This window comes from Methylomonas sp. LL1 (assembly GCF_015711015.1).
GTDB lineage: Bacteria > Pseudomonadota > Gammaproteobacteria > Methylococcales > Methylomonadaceae > Methylomonas.
Genome location: NZ_CP064653.1, coordinates 4012915 through 4031936 on the forward strand (window position 1 = coordinate 4012915; position 19022 = coordinate 4031936).

A 19022-nucleotide genomic window follows, 5' to 3' on the forward strand; every position below is an offset into this window, starting at 1 on the left:
AAGGCAGAATTTATACTGCTAGCAGAGGTGATCATGAGTAACGACAAAAAACACAATCGACCAAAATACAGCCTGGAATTCAAACAAGATGCCGCCAGACTGGTTCTGGAAAAAAGCTATACCCAACAGCAAGCTGCCGATCATTTGGGTATCTCGCAAAGCGCCCTGGGACGCTGGGTACGAGCGGAACGCAAACCTTCAGCCAACGAGTCGGCGGTAAAAAAGTCTTGCCTGAATCTGGGGGATCATGACGAATTGATCCGATTGCGCAAGGAAAACGAACAACTGCGAATGGAGCGCGAGATATTAAAAAAGGCCGCCGTCTTCTTTGCGAAAGAAGCCGAATAAAGTACGGGTTTATTCAGGTGCAACAGAAGATATACCCAGCGACCGTGCTGTGTCGAGTCATGCAGGTGAGCACCAGTGCCTACTACGCATGGCTCAAGGCTCCGCATGATGACGACAACAAACGCCAAGACCAGAAACTTGCCGAAAAAATGAGGCAGATTTTTACCGACAACAAGCAGTGCTTTGGTTCGCGTCGTTTAGAGAATCACTTGCAGAAACAAGAGTTATAACTAAATCTGGTGTACGGCCAAGCTTGAAGAGAGGTGGCGTCCTCTGCTGAAATGAGATTGACGAGATCGAATAACAGCAACCACGAGAGACGCCATGAACAAAGATAACGCAAAAGACTGGGGATGTGCGGGTTCCATCCACGATAGTTTGACTGATTTATTAAGAAGGGGTGCTCGCGCCTTAATTCAACAGGCAGTTGAAGCAGAGCTCCAAGCCTTTTTGACGGACTACCGGAATGTTACGGATTTGAAAGGTCGCCAGACAGTTGTTCGCAATGGGTATTTACCCGAACGTGAAATCGTTACGGGGGTGGGTAATGTGGCCGTCAAAATTCCCAAGGTGCGAGACCGTTCCGGCGGTGGCATCAAATTCAATTCGTCCTTGGTGCCACCCTATGTCCGTAAAGCCAAGCGGGTGGAAGCGGCTTTGCCCTGGTTGTATCTGCGCGGTATTTCGACGGGAGACATGCAGGAAGCGTTGTCGGTGCTACTGGGCAACGGGGCGAAAGGCTTGTCGCCAGCAGTGGTCAGTCGCCTGAAAGCCCAGTGGGGTGATGAATATCAAGCCTGGAATCAGCGGGATTTGTCGAATGAGCGCTATGTCTATGTTTGGGCCGATGGTATTTATTCGACGCTGCGCGGCGAAGATGACCGCCTCTGTCTGTTGGTGATCATCGGCGTCAATGAGCATGGTGAAAAGCGACTTTTGGCACTCTCGGATGGCTATCGAGAATCCAAGGCATCCTGGCTGAGCGTCTTGCAAGACTTGCAGGCTCGCGGTTTACAGGCCGCGCCGAAACTCGCAACCGGTGATGGGGCTCTGGGCTTCTGGGCGGCGGTGAATGAAGCTTGGCCGCAGACACGGACGCAACGCTGCTGGGTTCATAAAACGGCGAATGTGCTGGCTGCATTACCGGATTCGGTTCAGGCGAAAGCCAAGGCAGGCTTGAAGGAAATCTGGATGGCGGAAACCAAAGTTCAGGCAGCCAAAGCCTTTGATCGCTTCCAGAGAGACTTTGAAGCCAAGTACCCCAAGGCAGTTAACATCTTGGAAAAAGACCGTGAATCGCTACTGGCGTTTTACGACTTTCCCGCTGAACACTGGGTACACATCCGCACCACCAATCCGATCGAATCGAGCTTTGCGACCATTCGCCATCGGACGACGCGAACCAAGAACTGCGTGTCACGGAATACGCTGCTGGGCCTGGTGTTCCAGTTGGCACTGACCGCCGAAAAAAGTTGGCGCAAGATACGCGGATTTAAACAATTGCCGGACGTGATCCAGGGCATCCGATTTCAGGATGGCATCGCTGAGGCAGAGAATAGGGATGAAAATCAGCAGATCGCCGCCTGATTCAATTGGCCTGTACACCAGATTTGACTATTTCTCCAGAAACAAGGCTTTACCGTCGGTCGCTTTAAAACGCGGCGGATCATGCGAGATTTAAAGCTGAAGGTTCGCTACCCCAAACGATTTAAAGTCACCACGGACAGCAACCACAGCGAGAACATATCCCCCAATCGGCTGGATCGCCAATTCAAGGTCGCTTAGCCAAATCAAGTCTGGACCACGGATATTACCTATGTCTGGACGTTACAGGGCTGGCTTTATGTCGCGGTCGTTATCGATCTGTTCTCCCGCCAAGTGGTGGGCTGGGCCATTGACGACCATATGCGGACCTCGCTCTGTATCAAGGCATTACAAATGGCCTTCTGGCGCCGCAAACCGCCGCCGGGTCTGCTACTTCACTCGGATCGAGGCAGCCAGTATGCCGGTCGGGAATGTCGGCAACATCTGGCGGTGATGCGCATGGAGTAGAGCATGAACCGGAAAGGCAATTGTTGGGATAATTCGCCGACGGAACGATTTTTCCGTAGTTTGTGTCTGTAAGAAAACTCGATTTTTTCATGGTTTTGCTGACTCACTGGGCGTCACGTCAGCCGTTTTTCGGCCCAGGCCAGCATTTTTTCCCGCCAGGCGCACTCCATGATTCCAATTTGCCATTTGGGGGGGCAAATTTTGGACGCACCTTTCCTGCACTTCGGGATTTTTTCTACCATCAGCCCTGTCTTTAGGCCGCTTTTTTATACGGCCCTCGTCGTCGATCCGCCGCTTGTTGTTCTTGCTCGCGTAAAACGACTCCCAGGCGCTGAATGTTGCGCGCCACGATCGCGAGGGCAACATAGCGCTTGAAGCCGTCAATGCCATGATCGGGACATTTGCCCAGGCCATGCACACCGAGTGCATTGATTGCCGATTCGACAGCCGAGTGTTGCCGGCGCAGACGGACAAATGTCGGGTCGGATTCGCGGGCTTTGTCGGCTTCCGATAGCCGGCCTTTTTTCGGCAATATGACGTTTTCCAGGTGTTGCTTGAGCTCGATCTGATTACTTGGACTGTGAAAGCCCTTGTCCAAGCTGATGGCCGTTACTGCCGGAAAGCGGGTTTGGGTGTGTTCGATCAGGGGCACGGCGATTTGATCGTCGGTGGTTTTTGCCATGACCTGATGGTGCAGGATGAAGCGGTGTTGATCTTCGACGACCGCCACCCGCAAGCCCAACTCGACCGGTACGCCGGCTTTGCCTTTGCTGATCCATTCGGTATGAGGCTGAAAAATGGAAAAGAATTTTTCGCTGTGCGGGATGGTTTCGCCTTGCAGGACCCGGCGCCGAATCTGGTCGATCTGCCGCTCGGCATGCGCCAGATAGCCATCGAGGTCTGCCAGCATCGGTGTCGGTAGGCCATGCGCTTGGTTCAGGCGTTGCCGGGTAGCCTGCGCCCGGTGCACATAGATTTCGGCTTGGTCGAGGTAGGTCTGATAAGCGGCTTCGATCTGCGCTTGTTTAGCCTGTCGCTTGGCTTCATCTTGCGAGGTGGAGTGTTTGAGCTTTTGAATCAACCGGTAGCTTTTCTTGAAACCACGCAAGTGATAGGCGCTTTGGCGCCATTCGGTCAAATCCAGGGCATCGCAGAGCGTCGCACAGGTTTGAATGGCTTTGCGGATGGCGTCCCACAGCAAGTTGCTGTCGGTGGGGAAATGCACGTGAGTTTTGACCACAAAGGAATCAGCCCGGGCTTTGAGGCTTTCCCCGGCGTTTTTTTTAACGCCTGGTGCCCCGCAAGCACCACTTCCTGGTTGATGCGATCCAGAATCTCGGGCGTGAACAAGCTGACGTTGTCACGAATCGTCTGCAACTCGTACGACTGTTCGTCCAGCCAGTCGCTATGCCCTAACATCTGCCGGATCGTCTTGTGTTGATTGGCCAACTCTTGAATCCGGTCGTAATCCGCATCGAGACCCAAGCGCAGTACGCCCAACACCAGTATCTTCCATTGCTCCATGCCGGGCCGCCCGGTTTGGCGGTTGGCTTTGCCTTGCCCGTTCGCACGGTCAGGTATCATCTCTTCCAGAATGGTAAATACCCGCTCACGCAAGCCGGGCTCGGTGTAGAGATGTTGCAGTCCACGCAGTAATTGGGGAATGTCATCGCGCGATTTGGGATCGAGGACGATGGCGGCAATATCGGTTTCACCGAATTTGAGTTGTGGCTGAATGACGGTACGCATACAATTTCGGGTAACGAAGATTTTGGTTTTTAGGCCGTTGCAGGCTGATTTTCGCCCAAAATAGGGCAAAACCGGTCTCAGAACAACACATCTTCGTGCTGCGAAATAATTATAATATATTGATAGTTATGGCTTTAATTGATTTCCGTTCAGGCACTAAGTAACGCCGACTGGGAAATCGCTTTGAGCGATGCCGGCTATTCGGACCATATGAATGATAAGACCCCTGGTTATGCGGGCCGTGAATACCTGTCGGGCGAATGGGGAGCGGCAGTAGGCTATAGCAAAAACGGCGCCACGGTGAAACCCACTTGGCTGGAGCGCGACTTCATTTTTCCGGATTGGACAACCAATTCGAATTTCTCGACTGTGGAGGCTATTCATGCCACCGTGAGCGACGCGGACGGCGTCGTAAGCAGCGCGGCATCCACCATCGCCAATCCCGACATTCAAATCGCACAAAGCTTTCAAATTGTCGATACCTTGACCGGTACGCCGATGGGTTTGGCCGCGGCGTCGGCCGGCGGCGCCGGGCGTTCGTTCATGTCGAACCGCTATGCATTGCTGCAATCCTACAGCATCACCAATACCAGCACGGACACGCTGAATAATCTGCAATTCTTCCAACTGTTGCATGGCATGCATTCTCAAGCGGGGGTGTACGACAACCGCGGCTATGCCGGCGCTTATTCCGATTATCGCCATGACATTACCCTCCACGGAAACGACAATGGCGCAGGGAGCCAAGTGGACTATATCAGTCTTAGCAGTTCGCAAGCGCCGACCGCTTTCGAAATCGGCCATTACGGGGTGGAGGGGAACGGTATCGATGAACACTCGCAAGGCAAGCCCAGTGTCGGTACTCATATTTCGGTAGAAGAGAACGGCTTGAATAATAACGACGAGTTCGCGCCCGAACATCCCTGGGTCGCCGGTGCCGAGCGTTGGAATATGGATTCACTGGCGCCGGGCGAGACCAAGACCTTGAGTGTGATGTTGAGTCTCTTGACCGGTTGGCGGGTGGATGCCGATACCAATATCGGTATTGCCAATGGGTTCTCAAACAACGCAGGTCCCTCGATCGGCAGCGTCGGCTATGAATTTACGGGAGCTCATAGCGCCGGGCAATTTTTTGCCCGCTATGACCAGGAAGAAGCCGATATTGTCCAAAAATTAGTCGCCAAAGGTGAGATCGGCGCCCCCACTTTCTCGGTTCCCGGTGGCAGGCTTCAACTTTTCGGCGTGGACTTCGACGGCGAATTTACCGGCTTATTGAAATTAACTTTCATGGCTATGAACTTACCACAGGTTACCCGATCTGAATTTTAGTGGGATATTCTGGAGAGCGGTCATGCAAGCAAAGATCACGAGTTTTTGGGAGTGGCAACAGCACTTTGCCGATGAAAAAAGTTGTCTTCAAGCCATCATCAACCTCAGGTGGCCTGAAGGGTTTTGCTGTCCACGCTGTGGCCATCAGAAAGGTTGGTTGCTCCAGACACGACATGTCTACGAATGTGCAGTTTGTCATCATCACACATCGGTGACAGCCGGCACCTTGTTTCACAACACCAAATTACCGCTCGTGAAATGGTTTTGGAGTCTTTATTGGGTATCGTCGGACAAGGGTAGTATCTCCGCATTGCGGCTGACCAAACTAATTGGTGTTTCCTGGCTGACGGCGCAACGGCTGTTGAGAAAATTACGCACGGCCATGGGTGATCAGAATAATCTGTACAAACTAAGCGGCATTATCGAATTCGATGATGCCTTTATCGGCGGCAAACGTGCCGGTAAACGCGGGCGAGGCGCCGCCGGTAAAACCACTATTTTAGTGGCTTGCGAACATAATGATGGTAAGCCCGGCTTTGTGGCTATGAAGGTGGTTGAGCAGGTGACGCACGAGAGTGTTAGAGCATTCGCCCAACAAACGCTTGCCCCAGGCCAAACCCTGCATACCGATGCGCTGGCTGCGCTCAATGTGCTGGCCGAGGAACATCACCATATCGCCAAGGTAACCCCTCCTGAAATGGCGAGTGAATGGTTACCTTGGGTTCATGTGGTCATCAGTAACCTTAAAAGCTATTTGCTGGGTACTTACCATGGTGTGTCAGGTAACTATGTACAGGAATATCTCGACGAATTTTGCTATCGGTTGAATCGACGATTTTGGGAAAACCAGATTCCTAACCGATTACTCACGCTATGCGTCACACATGACCCGGTATTTCTTCAACCTGCAACTTGTTCATAGCCATTTTAACTTTTGGCTTTGATTCTTCGCTGTTCGCCAACGTCGATGAATCGCTGCTACGAGTCTTCCAGTGGAAGAACAATCGCTGGGAAAACTTAGGCGGCACGGCTTCGCTTGACGACCGCACCATCACGGTCTATGCCGATAGCCTTTCGCACTTCGCGGTCGCTGCAGTACCGGTTCCCGGCGCCGTATGGCTATTCGGTTCAGGCTTGTTTGGCCTCGGCTTGTTGAGAAAACGTACGGCGGTAGCCTAAGGTTTATCGGTCCCCTTTTGTCACGCCGAGTAAAGTAATACCGCCAGCAGTGCGAATCAATTCGCACGACTTTCTGCGAGACATTTACTCTCATTCAGCGAAGGTTTCGAAACGCTCGATTTACACGATGCCGAGGCCTTGTTGGAGCGCTTGTCGCCAGTCGATGCTTGCGGCGATTGAGAGCCTGGAGGCCGAATTTTTTCACTTCGGCGCTCACAGGCTCAAACCGGCCGCCGCCCGACTGTTGAAGCGCAAAAACACCGCGCTGCTTCCCCAACGCCAACAGCTTCAGTCCCCTGACTTATTGTATAGAACCAGGTTTAGTGTTAAATATTCAGCCAACCATCCCATTACTTGCCAGTCCCTCACCATAGGAAGTCACTACGATGTTCGGTCGCCTGTTTAAGAAAAAACATCCCTCCCCACCCAGTGAGTTTCTCGTGGCCCGATTGAATGCGAAGCTCCAGCCATTGCACAGCGGCGAGTTCTTCGAAGACCACCTAGATGCCGTTCTGAAGAAAGGCAGTAGCGGTGAAGTTAGCGGTGGTGGAACCATGCAGGCCAAGAGCGGCGAGATCGAATACTGCGATATCGAGATTCAAGTTCCAACATCTTCCCCTAGCGTTATCTCGCTCGTCGTTACTACCTTGGAGAGCCTTGGCGCGCCGAAGGGTTCAATGCTAACCATTGAAGCAACCGGTGAAGAGATTGCCTTCGGCGCCGCAGAAGGTTTGGCTGTTTACCTGAATGGTACCGACCTCACGCCGGAAACATACCGCGACTGCGATTCAAACTACGTGTACGCCGAGTTTGGTCGACTGCTTGAGGACGAAGGCCGAGTCTTGAGTTACTGGCAAGGCCCAACAGAAACCGCCCTGTACATGTACGGCCGATCGTTCGACGACATGAATCGACGGCTCTCCGAGTTCGTTGCTTCTTATCCGCTGTGCGCACAGTGCCGCATCGAGCAGATCGCATGACCGCGTGGGTTAATGATCAATTAGAAGAAAAACCGGGCCGCGGCGGAAGCTTTGGTAGCTTCGCCCAAAGCTCCGGTTATGGCGTACCATGGGCTTTTTCTCTGATCGGACTGTTCCATGAAACCGTTTCCACTACTCGTCGGCGGCGTTATCGCCGGACTCATCATCGTTGCGGGTGAAGCCGTCCTGAATTTAGGGGTGCTCGCCGACGAATGGGCCAATCTGTTTTTGCGCTTCAAGCTCCCTGAACCAACCCCTCTTATCGCGGCACAGGGTGTGCTCAAGCTGTTGCTCCTCGGCATTTTTTCTGTCTGGCTGGCACTTGCCTTCAAGCCCGCATTTTCTTACCCCCATCGCGCGGGCATCGTCTCTGGCCTTTGCATTTGGTTTCTTGTCTGGGCTTGGGTGCAGTGGGGAATGTGGCTTGCCGGTTACGTTACAGCACCCATTGCGATAACAACCGTCGCTTGGGGCTTTGTCGAGTTGCCGCTCGCCGCGTGGGCCGGCACTTGGGTACATTGGCGACTGATCGGCGGATCGCGGTGAAAGTATTTTGGCGTACTTGCGGCAAGAACTCGCCCCGCCATTCCGCCACACCTAGCACATAAAGCCAAGATAAGGCTTCGGAACTCAATCGAGTATGCCGAACTACTTCGATTAAAGCCCGGCAGTCAACGCCGGACTATCAATCCCCGGCCGAACTAGACCGGGAACTTTATTGAAACGCCGCCAGAACGGGCATGCCCGACCACCGCCATAAAAAGATCCGATAACGAAGGTCTATAGGCGTTATCTTCGCCATTGCCGTTCTCCTGATCTTTTGGAACACAGGTTATTCAGCCGGAATTAGCGTCGACAACAGCGTTATATTTTGCTGGGCAGCCACCCGCATCAGAATAGGAATTGCCACTGAAGAGCATGCCGATAAAAAAAATCAAGGACATTTTCATTTTTTGAACCGCTTCATTTGAAATGGGAGAGCGCCCAATATTCTTCATAACCAGCGCACCGTTTTTATGCGTCTGCGTTGATGGCGTTATCAGGAATTACTGAAATGAACTTTGAATAATAAAGCCAAAATGGGGTGTCGGATTGGTGATGATGATCTGTTCACCGGTCGGCTTCCTGATAACATATCCATTAAATACCTTTTCCTGACCGCCTTGCAGATTGCCGTATACTTTGACTTTCTCACTCAGCGAAACATTTAGTTTCCTGTTGTCCGGCAACCAGGCTTTAACAGGAATAGAACCGGAACTATCCGTTAGAACAAAGCCGTTTTCCTCAAGTTGCGTGACTGTGCCTTCGATCGTACTTACCGGCGGTAATGCCAAATTCTTGATCGATGTAGTGCCGGCGCATCCGCTAACTGATAAAGCAATTACAAACAATAGCGGCAGAAAGCTGGTTTTCATTGTGATCTCTCCTTTTTCATTGATAGGTATCATATTCAAGCTAATGAGAGCCACGCCGATTGCGCATCAATATCCACTCAACCACAGCGATATTGATGCTCCACCCGGCGGCCATGCATATTGCCCTTGATGTTTCGCTCCAAAGGCTTGGGAAGACAAACAACGGAATATGGGTGAAAACCTGCGTGCCCGCACCCAGGCCAAGTGCGTAGGCGCGCATCATCCAGGCGCGATGATGCGTGATATTTTGCCTGCGGACTGCCAACAGCCCGAGCAATAAAGACAAGGTCATTCCCACTCCGACCAATATACGTACAACATGGAGCACAGGCCCATCATAATTTAGCGTTGCACGCGGGTAATACAGCGTCATCCATAGGCCGGAAATCGAAACCGCAAGCCCGATAGGGATCAGCAAGCGCCCGAACAGCCGGTGCAAATTGAGCTGCTCTCGGCGAAAAACGCAAGAAAATTGCACGGTGCCCAAGGTGCAAAATAGGCACGAGCCAACAATGTGCAGTACCACAGGCAGTGGCGCGGCAAAGAAGCGCGCATTCTCCTCGGTAATGGCGGCACCAAAACCGAGTTGAACCAGACGAACAATGCCCGCTGATATAGGAATAAAGCTGAGTGTTAGCAAGCCGACAGGTATGAGCCAATCGGCTTTTGTTTGAGTTAGCATCTGCAATTTGCTTGACTTGGCGTTGTTTGCATCATGTCTCAAACGATTTGTAAAGCGACAACAGATGCCGCTCGAAGTCGATAAAGCGCTGCTCCGACCCCGTTGCGATCATGAAGGCGAGATTCATTTCATGACGTCCGATGTAGTCCATAGGGGCGTCCCAGTTCGGATTGCGCGAGCCGTCAATCGAGGAAAATTCAGGCGACGGTCCGATAAAATCCAGATAATCCTTATCTGTAAGTTGCCCAGCGTCTCTTAGCTTGTCAGCGATGGAAACGAGTTCCGTGTATCGAATGTTACGTAGTGTCTGTAAGAAAACTCGATTTTTTCATGGTTTTGCTGACTCACTGGGCGTCACGTCAGCCGTTTTTCGGCCCAGGCCAGCATTTTTTCCCGCCAGGCGCACTCCATGATGCCAATTTGCCATTTGGGGGGCAAATTTTGGACGCACCTTTCCTGCACTTCGGGATTTTTTCTACCATCAGCCCTGTCTTTAGGCCGCTTTTTTATACGGCCCTCGTCGTCGATCCGCCGCTTGTTGTTCTTGCTCGCGTAAAACGGCTCCCAGGCGCTGAATGTTGCGCGCCACGATCGCGAGGGCAACATAGCGCTTGAAGCCGTCAATGCCATGATCGGGACATTTGCCCAGGCCATGCACACCGAGTGCATTGATTGCCGATTCGACAGCCGAGTGTTGCCGGCGCAGGCGGACAAATGTCGGGTCGGATTCGCGGGCTTTGTCGGCTTCCGATAGCCGGCCTTTTTTCGGCAATATGACGTTTTCCAGGTGTTGCTTGAGCTCGATCTGATTACTTGGACTGTGAAAGCCCTTGTCCAAGCTGATGGCCGTTACTGCCGGAAAGCGGGTTTGGGTGTGTTCGACCAGGGGCACGGCGATTTGATCGTCGGTGGTTTTTGCCATGACCTGATGGTGCAGGATGAAGCGGTGTTGATCTTCGACGACCGCCACCCGCAAGCCCAACTCGACCGGTACGCCGGCTTTGCCTTTGCTGATCCATTCGGTATGGGGCTGAAAAATGGAAAAGACTTTTTCGCCATGCGGAATGGTTTCACCTTGCAGGACCCGGCGCCGAATCTGGTCGATCTGCCGCTCGGCATGCGCCAGATAATTGTCGAGTTCCGCCAGCATCTGTGTCGGTAGGCCATGCGCTTGGTTCAGGTGTTGCCGGGTAGCCTGCGCCCGGTGCACATAGATTTCGGCTTGGTCGAGGTAGGTCTGATAAGCGGCTTCGATCTGCGCTTGTTTAGCCTGTCGCTTGGCTTCATCTTGCGAGGTGGAGTGTTTGAGCTTTTGAATCAACCGGTAGCTTTTCTTGAAACCACGCAAGTGATAGGCGCTTTGGCGCCATTCGGTCAAATCCAGGGCATCGCAGAGCGTCGCACAGGTTTGAATGGCTTTGCGGATGGCGTCCCACAGCAAGTTGCTGTCGGTGGGGAAATGCACGTGAGTTTTGACCACAAAGGAATCAGCCCGGGCTTTGAGGCTTTCCCCGGCGTTTTTTTTTAACGCCTGGTGCCCCGCAAGCACCACTTCCTGGTTGATGCGATCCAGAATCTCGGGCGTGAACAAGCTGACGTTGTCACGAATCGTCTGCAACTCGTACGACTGTTCGTCCAGCCAGTCGCTATGCCCTAACATCTGCCGGATCGTCTTGTGTTGATTGGCCAACTCTTGAATCCGGTCGTAATCCGCATCGAGACCCAAGCGCAGTACGCCCAACACCAGTATCTTCCATTGCTCCATGCCGGGCCGCCCGGTTTGGCGGTTGGCTTTGCCTTGCCCGTTCGCACGGTCAGGTATCATCTCTTCCAGAATGGTAAATACCCGCTCACGCAAGCCGGGCTCGGTGTAGAGATGTTGCAGTCCACGCAGTAATTGGGGAATGTCATCGCGCGATTTGGGATCGAGGACGATGGCGGCAATATCGGTTTCACCGAATTTGAGTTGTGGCTGAATGACGGTACGCATACGATTTCGGGTAACGAAGATTTTGGTTTTTAGGCCGTTGCAGGCTGATTTTCGCCCAAAATAGGGCAAAACCGGTCTCAGAACAACACATCTTCGTGCTGCGAAATAATTATAATATATTGATAGTTATGGCTTTAATTGATTTCCGTTCAGGCACTACGTAGGCTTTTTCCGGCCATGATTTGCGTGATCGATTGGCTGTCAACGGCATGATCTTTGCCTTCACTCAATGATTTGCCTAACGACGAGATTGTGGCCTTATCCGACTCAACGCGCATGGCGTTACGCGGAACACTCGGTTTGGCCTCCGCTATTGAGCGAAATTGAGGCAGCAGCCCAGGATTACCGGTAATTTTCATTTTCGCGATCTTGAAAGGGAGAAACGATACGACGCCGCGCGAATCCCAGCAAGGCGGCTCCACCGGCGAACAGTGCCCAACTTGCCGGTAACGGCACAGAACTGACGGTATCATAGGTCAGGTCGTCGATCGAAAAACCTGTTAAACCGCCTCTGAAGTAAACGTGGTCGACGAGCCCTGCATAGCCCGATCCCAGCCACACCATGCTCTGGAGCGGCGCACCCGAATATTGGAAGCTACTCACCCTATTGCCCTGATACCAAAGCTCAATGGCCGTCAAAGGAGACTGATAATCCTGTTGCAGGGGAAACGCCTTGTAATACGTGCCTTGAAACACAACCGGTGCATGATCGAAGCTGAGCATGCCTTCGTTGCCCCAAAATGTGTAATGGCCATTGCCGCCGAAGGCTTTATCGCCGATCCCGGTGCCTCCCAGGGCGCTCCATCCCGATATGCCGCCGTAGCCATCCGCCAGATCATTCGGGGAAATATCCTCGAATGTCACCACGGTCGAGGCATGTGCCGACATGGACAATCCGAAGGCAAGCAACGAGGCAATAAATTGTTGTTTATTCTTCACTATTTTCACTCCTATCGATTTTCGGCTTTTACTGCAATCAAGGTGTCCTCTTTTAGATACCCTCAGTGCGAGCCTGTATTTAGATACAACGCGGCTTTCAATTCATTGATCTGGACGAATGCCTGCGGTTTTGCAGCAATAAGCCAAGCAGCCCGCTGGCAAAGACCCATACCGCTCCCGGCAAAGGTACGGGCGCCGCCGTCGAGTAAGTCAGATTATCGATGACGACGCCGTCCGACGTGCCGTAAAAATAAATTTTATCGATCAGGCCGCTGTACCCGGATGCCAACCAGTAAATGTCGTCCGGTTGGTTTTCCGGGACTAGCGGTGCGCTGTATACCAGCTGGTCGTGATAATAAAGGTCGTAACTAACTTGTTTGTCGAAACCGACGAATTGATAGTACATGCCTTCGAAAATGACCGGTGCCGAGTCGAAGCGCAGCTCTCCGCTCATAAAACCAAAGGCGAGATAAGCATCGCCCATGTCCGGCTGCGGGTTTTGGTATATCGAATAGGTGTTTAGCATTGCGGCCGCTTCATTCCAGCCTGATATGCCGCCATAACCGTCCACCAGTCCTTGGGAAGTAATGCCTTCGAAATCGACGATGGTTCTGCTTGCGTTTGCATTAACCGAGCAAAGCAGCGTCGCTGCCAATAGGCTTGTTTTTAAGATCAATTTCATAACGATTCCTCAAGTTTTATGAATAACAACATTCACTAAGCTAAGCAGTTACGTCTTCCGGATTTCCGGAACCCAAAACCCAGTAGTGCGCTGCCGAACAACCAAACTGTGGCCGGTATAGGCACCGGCTGCATCGCCGCTACGTCGCCATCGCGTACCGCCAGCACGTAATATTGAGTGCCTTTACTGATAGTGTTTTGCATGCCGGTTGAAAATTGCAGATACCATGCGGCAGTGTCCGGTGTACTTGCTCCGGGGATCGTGTACGAGCGCCCCATCCAATAAGCATACGATTGCAGGTTGTTGAATAAGCTTTCGTCGTCGGGGTCATTCGGGTCGTCAACGAGACCGTAGCCGGATTGGTTTAGGCCGCGCGAATCCAGAGCGCCTTTGTTCGCAAAATCGCCGTAGAACAGATGTGCCAGTTCGGAGCTTGACGTCGATACGTTAAATCCGCAATCGGTGCCGCTATAGCCGTAATCGCAGCCCGCTCCGCCCAAATCGGTGAAGTCTGGCAATCGCCAGTCGTTGTATGTCGTGTGGCGTACGCTGTCGAAGTAATTGAGGTTGCTGACCCAGGCCATGGCGTTTTGCCAGCTCATTTTGCCTTCGGCGTCGTAGCCGCTGGTTTTGGCGTAATTGGCGTCGGCCAGCCAGGTGACGTTGAGACCGCTGTCATAAATCAGGCCGCCACCACGGTCAAACAACTGTGCATGAGCATTTTCAAACACCAAGGATGAGAACGCTGCTAGTGCACAGCAGAGGGTTCGACGTTTCATCGTATTTCTCCATAGAAGTCTTCTTTAAAAATAAAATAACCATCACAAACATTACACAGTGACTGCATTGTAAAAATTCGTGTTCACCGCTCCTATTCCAATTCTTTCAACGGTTGCCATACGCCTGCCAAGGAGAAAAAATTCTGCCTGCAGCGATAAATCGACCACGAAATACATTCGATCAAGTGCCGGAGAAGGGGTAGCGCCTGCCGTCCGCTGGCGGAGTTTGCTTGGGTATATCGTCAGCATTTGCCGGCAGCCCGAAGCAGGGCGTTGCAGCTCGCGTTGTTGGTTTTTCCGATGTCGCTCGAGCCTTTGGTAAAATCAGTGCACATAGCGTCCGCCCCGCTCGCCATACCCCAAGTCGCGACTTTGCCAAACCCGGACGGCTCTAAAATTTCACATTTGAAGGTGGCTCCATCATCCGTTTTAACGGTGTACTGCATGCCGTTATAACCGGCCGGTGCTTCTGTTACCTGAGAGTTGGTGATTTTAAAGTTGCCAATTTCGCGGCCAATAGCCATCGATATTTTCTTCTCGGCCTGGTTGCTTCCTTGAGCGGAAGTGTTATTGGTGGTTGTTGCGCAGCCGGAAAACATCAATAAGAGAGCGACCGCCAGAACTTTTTGTGCCATTTTGATTTTCCACCGCTCCAAATAAAGGAAACGTTGGGCATAGGAGCGTGAAGATATGCCTAACGTCTTGAACTAGCTGGCAAGGCTTTGGCGCCGTGCGAGGGGATCGAAGGGACTTAGGTTACGTCTGCGGTCAGTGCTGTATTTCGCAAAAGCAGTGAAATGCTACGTTTTTCCGGTTTCCCAATTCAGTGCCTGCCCGAAACGGGTAGCGGCAGGCAATGGATCAGACGCAACCGGAACCGTAATTCATCCCGGCTTGCAAGCTGTCACTTGGATTGGTTGCATTGTAAAAACGCCTGTTTGCGAATTCCCGTCAATTTCTTCCAAGCGCCATTAGCCTTCTACGAAGGCGAAAAATTTCTGCGAATGGCGAAAAATCGACGACCAAATGCATTCGAAAACCTGCCAGAGCAGGCGATAATGCACGCATGAATACGCCTGCCATGACCACCGACGACACACCAGAATCCTGCGGAGTCCTGCAGGCTGCGTTACGTCTCAATATTCTGTACTGGCTCTGCATGTTTGTCGCAGACAGCATCCTGGGGTACTTCATCAACATAGACCCGATCGAGTCCGCCCCGCTTAAAGTCGTGTTGTTCGGAATAAGCGCGGTCATGACCTATCTGATGGCAAGGCTGTTGATTCGCCTGCGGCATAGGCTGAACTTCTTGCAAAAAGCCCTGCTGTGCTTTCTGATGGCGGCCGTCACCGCGCCTATCTATACGGCAATCGACTTCATCAACTACACCATTTGCCAATATCCCAAACCCGTTAACTTCGATCCGCTTTATTCCGGTTACACGTTGATTGAAGGGGTTTCCATGCTGTTCGGCTGGAGTTGTTTATTTGTCGCCGCACTAGACAACTTCGAAGTGCTGGAGCGCGAACGACTCCTGGAAATTGCACGTAAGGAAGCGCTAGCTGCCCAAATGCAAGCACTCCGCTACCAGATCAATCCGCATTTTCTGTTCAATACGCTCAACTCCATTGCCGGGCTGATCGAAGAGGGTGCCGCCACGCGCGCCGAGCGCATGGTACTGTCGCTATCGACCTTCATGCGCACCACGCTTGCCCTCGATCCTATGCACGATGTATCGCTCGCCGACGAAATCGCCCTGCAGGAAGAGTATCTGGAGATCGAACGCGAGCGATTCGCCGACCGCATGACGTTCAAAATCTCCGTGCCGGACGGCGTGAAGTCCGCCCTTGTACCCAGCCTTATTCTTCAGCCTTTGATTGAAAACTCGATCAAGCATGGCGTCGGTGCGACGGTTGGCCCCGTGGAAGTCACGCTCAGTGCCTATCGCGAAGATAACCGGCTTCATGTTATTGTCGAAAACGATATGCCGAGAGACGATGCATCCGCCGATTCCCGTCCAGGCATAGGCGTGGGTCTGCGCAACGTGGAAGAGCGTCTGCGCGTGCGCTTTCAGGATGCCGCCGGTTTTCTCGCGGGCCGAATATCCCCCAGCCGTTACAGGGCCGCCATTAGTCTGCCTTGGAGAAGCGCATGAACTGGATTTCCGTATCCGCAAGGGTATGCCCCTGGTTGGCCGAACACCGCATCCTTTGTAACCGTTGGGGTGCCTGCTTGACCTTGAATTTCGTTGCTAGAGTGTCGTCCTGAGGCAGTCACCATGCAAAACACCAAAGAAAGATTGTCGACTCTCCGGCTAGATCAATCTCCAGTCGGACGCATTAGCAGCCAATCTTTACAACTTCAGATCGAGGATGGAATACCGCCTCGTGAATCCCTGTTTGGAGACGCCTTCAGGCTGGGAGTGGCCTACCTGCTCCTGACCACTTTATTCTTCGGCATATCCTCATATATTCCCGGTCCAGAAGCCTACAAAGATGTTACGGCAGATTTCGCCGGTCATTCCGTATTGGTCGAAATCATGTCTGGACTCACGTCATTTTTCATCATGTCGGTTGCAGTCTGGCATCTCCGCAAAAACAGGATGATTCACAACATCATCATATGCTTCTTTATCTCTGCCGTTGTTTCCATAGCGGATTTCATTTCAAGAAGAGAGCTTTACAAAATGCTCTATGCCACCGATAACCTGAAGATGGACAATATCCAGGAGCTGTTCATGTGTTGGGCCATGTATTTCGGTTGGTCCAGTGTGTTTCTTACCCTGTTGTACAGTTTTGATGTCAGAGATCGGGAACGCCAATTGGCAGCGGTTCGAGAAGAAGCAATTTCCGCGCAAATGAAAGCTCTCCGCTACCAGATCAATCCGCATTTTCTGTTCAACACCCTCAACTCCATTGCCGGGCTGATCGAAGAAGGCGCGGCTACACGCGCCGAACGCATGGTGCTTTCTCTGTCCACTTTTATGCGCACCACGCTGACGCTAGATCCGATGCACGATGTCTCTCTCGCCGATGAAATTGCCTTGCAGGAAGAATATTTGGAGATCGAGCGCGAGCGATTCTCCGACCGTTTGACGTTCAAAACCGACATCCCGGAAAACGCGCGCGCTGCTCTCGTTCCCAGCCTGATCCTCCAGCCATTGATCGAAAATGCCATCAAACACGGCGTCGGCGCCACCAGCGGTCCGGTCGAAATCGTGCTCAGCGCTTCCCGCATCGCCGACCGGCTGAATATCACTGTAGAAAACGATATGCCGCGCGGCGACACCAAAGAAAATCGCCCTCCTGGCATGGGCGTTGGATTGCGTAACGTCGAAGAGCGCTTGCGCGCCCGGTTTCAAGAAGATTCACACTTTTCAGCCGGATGTATTTCATCCGGCCGCTACCTCGTCGCCATGGAACTACCCTGGAGGCAAACATGACGGGGTTTACCGTGCTCGTTGTCGATGACGAACCGCTCGCCCGGCGCCGGTTGGTTCGTTTGTTGGGCAAATTAAATTGGGTCGGCCGCATCGAACAAGCGGCGGACGTCGTGGAAGCACGTAGCAAGACACTCGAATTGCAGCCGGACATCCTGCTGCTGGATATCCTGATGCCCGGCGGCAGCGGTTTCGACGTGCTGGAACAATTAGGCCCGGAGCCGCCCATCGTCGTCTTCGTCACCGCCTTCGATCATCATGCATTACGGGCATTCGAAGCCAATGCCGTCGACTACTTGACCAAACCCGTCGAACCGGGCCGTTTCGGGCTGGCGATGGAAAGGGCAAAATCCGCCGTCGCCGCGCGCAACCAAACCGACCGTATCGCCGAGTTGCAAGAAACCATCGCTGCCCTCAAGCACGCCTTGCGCGAACAACCCAGGCAAAACCAAGAATTTTGGGTCAAGGTCCGCAGAGAACACATCCGCATCACCGAGGACAGGATCATCCGAATCCAGGCCGAGCGCGACTATGTGCGCATTCATGTCGACGGGGCGGAGTACCTCTACCACGAAACGCTGACCGCCCTGGAACAACGCCTAAGCCCGGAAGATTTCATTCGCATTCACCGCAGCACCATCGTGCGGCGTAACGCCATTACCCGTATTAAACAAGCGCCGTTCGCCGCCATGGTGGCCGTCATGAAGGACGGCACTGAGGTTAGGATAGGCAGAACTTACGCCGCCGTCGTACGTAACCAGCTCACCAAAAATTGGGAAATTAATCCATCAAACGCACTGCGTTAGAACGTGGGTTTGCCATAGAGTAACCGATATTCACGAAAATGCCGAGGCGGCACGAAGCCGCCGCGCAGCAAGCCACTGCGGGCCAGAATCGCCAACCATTGGGCGTCGTTGATATCCGTTTTGCGGCCGGGTACTTGCTTGACATGCCGCGCATTGACCACGGCCAGCTTCAAACCATGCCACTCCAAAGCCGCATAGGGACTCTTCCAATAGACGCCGGTGCTTTCCATCACGACCCATTCAGGTTGAAAGGACGCCACCCAGGCCGCCATCTCGCGCCGATCCCGTTTAAAGCCTCCAAACTCGCGGATTTGGGTCACGACCTCGCCCTGGTCGTTTTCAAACAATATGCACACGGTGAGTTTGGCTTGGTGAACATCCAAGGCCGCCACGCAACGATAAACCGCCGATAATTCCATTAAAACCTCCCAGGGTAAACGTGAAGCGTTCACAGGGGAGACCACAGGCTGGGTATTGAGCTGCGAAATGGGTCTAACTTCGAGGTGCTGATCCCGTGCAGTTGAGGAGAAAGCAATATTGGTTCATGCATTTTGTCCAGCATGAGTCCAAACCTCGCGCAGTCGTAGACCCCAAGCATGTGGAGAAGTCCTTTGTACGGAACCTGGGAGGTCTCATCTGTGCTCGATAGGCAT

The 19022-nt window shown here is 52.7% G+C and carries 21 protein-coding genes and 1 pseudogene; 12 read left to right on the forward strand and 10 right to left on the reverse strand.

Annotated elements, in window-relative coordinates; translation table 11 throughout:
* Positions 1-33 precede the first annotated feature (33 nt).
* The 4 genes from IVG45_RS18790 (at position 34) to IVG45_RS18805 (ending at position 2400) form a co-directional block, all read left to right on the forward strand.
* Positions 34-348, forward strand: coding sequence for a transposase (locus IVG45_RS18790; protein WP_196435300.1), 315 nt, complete (start codon positions 34-36; stop codon positions 346-348).
* A 65-nt stretch (positions 349-413) separates the two neighbouring features.
* Complete coding sequence (locus IVG45_RS18795) at positions 414-578, forward strand: transposase (RefSeq protein WP_196435301.1); 165 nt, start codon at positions 414-416, stop codon at positions 576-578.
* Positions 579-672: 94 nt separating this feature from the next.
* Positions 673-1935: an IS256 family transposase gene (locus IVG45_RS18800; RefSeq protein WP_196435302.1), complete on the forward strand. Its 1263-nt coding sequence runs from the start codon at positions 673-675 to the stop codon at positions 1933-1935.
* 222 nt (positions 1936-2157) lie between these two features.
* The gene (locus IVG45_RS18805; RefSeq protein ID WP_196438088.1) at positions 2158-2400 is read left to right on the forward strand and encodes a DDE-type integrase/transposase/recombinase; all 243 of its coding nucleotides are present in this window, start codon (positions 2158-2160) and stop codon (positions 2398-2400) included.
* A gap of 253 nt (positions 2401-2653) precedes the next feature.
* Here IVG45_RS18805 and IVG45_RS18810 read toward each other — a convergent pair.
* A protein-coding gene (locus IVG45_RS18810; RefSeq protein ID WP_196435303.1) for an ISNCY family transposase occupies positions 2654-4149 on the reverse strand; the annotation gives its coding sequence in 2 pieces (ribosomal slippage) (positions 2654-3672 and positions 3672-4149; 1497 coding nt in all).
* 210 nt (positions 4150-4359) lie between these two features.
* Between IVG45_RS18810 and IVG45_RS18815 the strand changes: the two genes are divergently transcribed.
* From IVG45_RS18815 to IVG45_RS18835, 5 genes are all read left to right on the forward strand, one after another.
* Entirely contained in the window at positions 4360-5478 is a 1119-nt protein-coding gene (locus IVG45_RS18815; protein WP_196435304.1) for a hypothetical protein, read from the forward strand.
* 22 nt (positions 5479-5500) lie between these two features.
* Positions 5501-6400: an IS1595 family transposase gene (locus IVG45_RS18820; protein ID WP_196434642.1), complete on the forward strand. Its 900-nt coding sequence runs from the start codon at positions 5501-5503 to the stop codon at positions 6398-6400.
* On the forward strand, positions 6391-6657 hold the full coding sequence (locus IVG45_RS18825; RefSeq protein ID WP_196435305.1) for a PEP-CTERM sorting domain-containing protein: 267 nt from the start codon (positions 6391-6393) through the stop codon (positions 6655-6657). Before IVG45_RS18820 ends, IVG45_RS18825 begins: the two co-directional genes overlap by 10 nt.
* Positions 6658-7043: 386 nt before the next feature.
* On the forward strand, positions 7044-7637 hold the full coding sequence (locus IVG45_RS18830) for a hypothetical protein (protein ID WP_196435306.1): 594 nt from the start codon (positions 7044-7046) through the stop codon (positions 7635-7637).
* A 117-nt stretch (positions 7638-7754) separates the two neighbouring features.
* Positions 7755-8183: a hypothetical protein gene (locus IVG45_RS18835; protein WP_196435307.1), complete on the forward strand. Its 429-nt coding sequence runs from the start codon at positions 7755-7757 to the stop codon at positions 8181-8183.
* Between the two features lie 290 nt (positions 8184-8473).
* Here the strand turns inward: IVG45_RS18835 and IVG45_RS18840 are convergent, their stop codons facing one another.
* The 8 genes from IVG45_RS18840 to IVG45_RS18875 form a co-directional block, all read right to left on the reverse strand.
* Positions 8474-8635, reverse strand: coding sequence for a hypothetical protein (locus IVG45_RS18840; RefSeq protein ID WP_196435308.1), 162 nt, complete (start codon positions 8633-8635; stop codon positions 8474-8476).
* A 48-nt stretch (positions 8636-8683) separates the two neighbouring features.
* Positions 8684-9052 carry an OB-fold nucleic acid binding domain-containing protein gene (locus IVG45_RS18845; RefSeq protein ID WP_196435309.1) on the reverse strand — a complete coding sequence of 123 codons (369 nt, stop codon included), beginning with the start codon at positions 9050-9052 and terminating at the stop codon, positions 8684-8686.
* 40 nt (positions 9053-9092) lie between these two features.
* Entirely contained in the window at positions 9093-9734 is a 642-nt protein-coding gene (locus IVG45_RS18850) for a DUF2306 domain-containing protein (RefSeq protein WP_196435310.1), read from the reverse strand.
* A 493-nt stretch (positions 9735-10227) separates the two neighbouring features.
* On the reverse strand, positions 10228-11724 hold the full coding sequence (locus IVG45_RS18855; protein WP_196435311.1) for an ISNCY family transposase: 1497 nt from the start codon (positions 11722-11724) through the stop codon (positions 10228-10230).
* 342 nt (positions 11725-12066) lie between these two features.
* Positions 12067-12663 carry a hypothetical protein gene (locus IVG45_RS18860; RefSeq protein WP_196435312.1) on the reverse strand — a complete coding sequence of 199 codons (597 nt, stop codon included), beginning with the start codon at positions 12661-12663 and terminating at the stop codon, positions 12067-12069.
* Positions 12664-12760: 97 nt separating this feature from the next.
* Entirely contained in the window at positions 12761-13345 is a 585-nt protein-coding gene (locus tag IVG45_RS18865; protein ID WP_196435313.1) for a hypothetical protein, read from the reverse strand.
* A 35-nt stretch (positions 13346-13380) separates the two neighbouring features.
* Entirely contained in the window at positions 13381-14124 is a 744-nt protein-coding gene (locus IVG45_RS18870) for an Lcl domain-containing protein (protein ID WP_196435314.1), read from the reverse strand.
* 242 nt (positions 14125-14366) lie between these two features.
* On the reverse strand, positions 14367-14759 hold the full coding sequence (locus tag IVG45_RS18875) for a hypothetical protein (protein ID WP_196435315.1): 393 nt from the start codon (positions 14757-14759) through the stop codon (positions 14367-14369).
* A 431-nt stretch (positions 14760-15190) separates the two neighbouring features.
* Between IVG45_RS18875 and IVG45_RS18880 the strand changes: the two genes are divergently transcribed.
* The 3 genes from IVG45_RS18880 (at position 15191) to IVG45_RS18890 (ending at position 18369) form a co-directional block, all read left to right on the forward strand.
* Positions 15191-16279 carry a sensor histidine kinase gene (locus IVG45_RS18880; RefSeq protein WP_230874653.1) on the forward strand — a complete coding sequence of 363 codons (1089 nt, stop codon included), beginning with the start codon at positions 15191-15193 and terminating at the stop codon, positions 16277-16279.
* A 123-nt stretch (positions 16280-16402) separates the two neighbouring features.
* Positions 16403-17566: a sensor histidine kinase gene (locus IVG45_RS18885; protein WP_230874654.1), complete on the forward strand. Its 1164-nt coding sequence runs from the start codon at positions 16403-16405 to the stop codon at positions 17564-17566.
* Entirely contained in the window at positions 17563-18369 is an 807-nt protein-coding gene (locus tag IVG45_RS18890) for a LytR/AlgR family response regulator transcription factor (RefSeq protein WP_196435316.1), read from the forward strand. Before IVG45_RS18885 ends, IVG45_RS18890 begins: the two co-directional genes overlap by 4 nt.
* 17 nt (positions 18370-18386) lie before the next feature.
* Here the strand turns inward: IVG45_RS18890 and IVG45_RS18895 are convergent.
* A pseudogene (locus IVG45_RS18895) lies at positions 18387-18788 on the reverse strand (IS110 family transposase); the annotation flags it as partial.
* Positions 18789-19022: the final 234 nt, after the last annotated feature.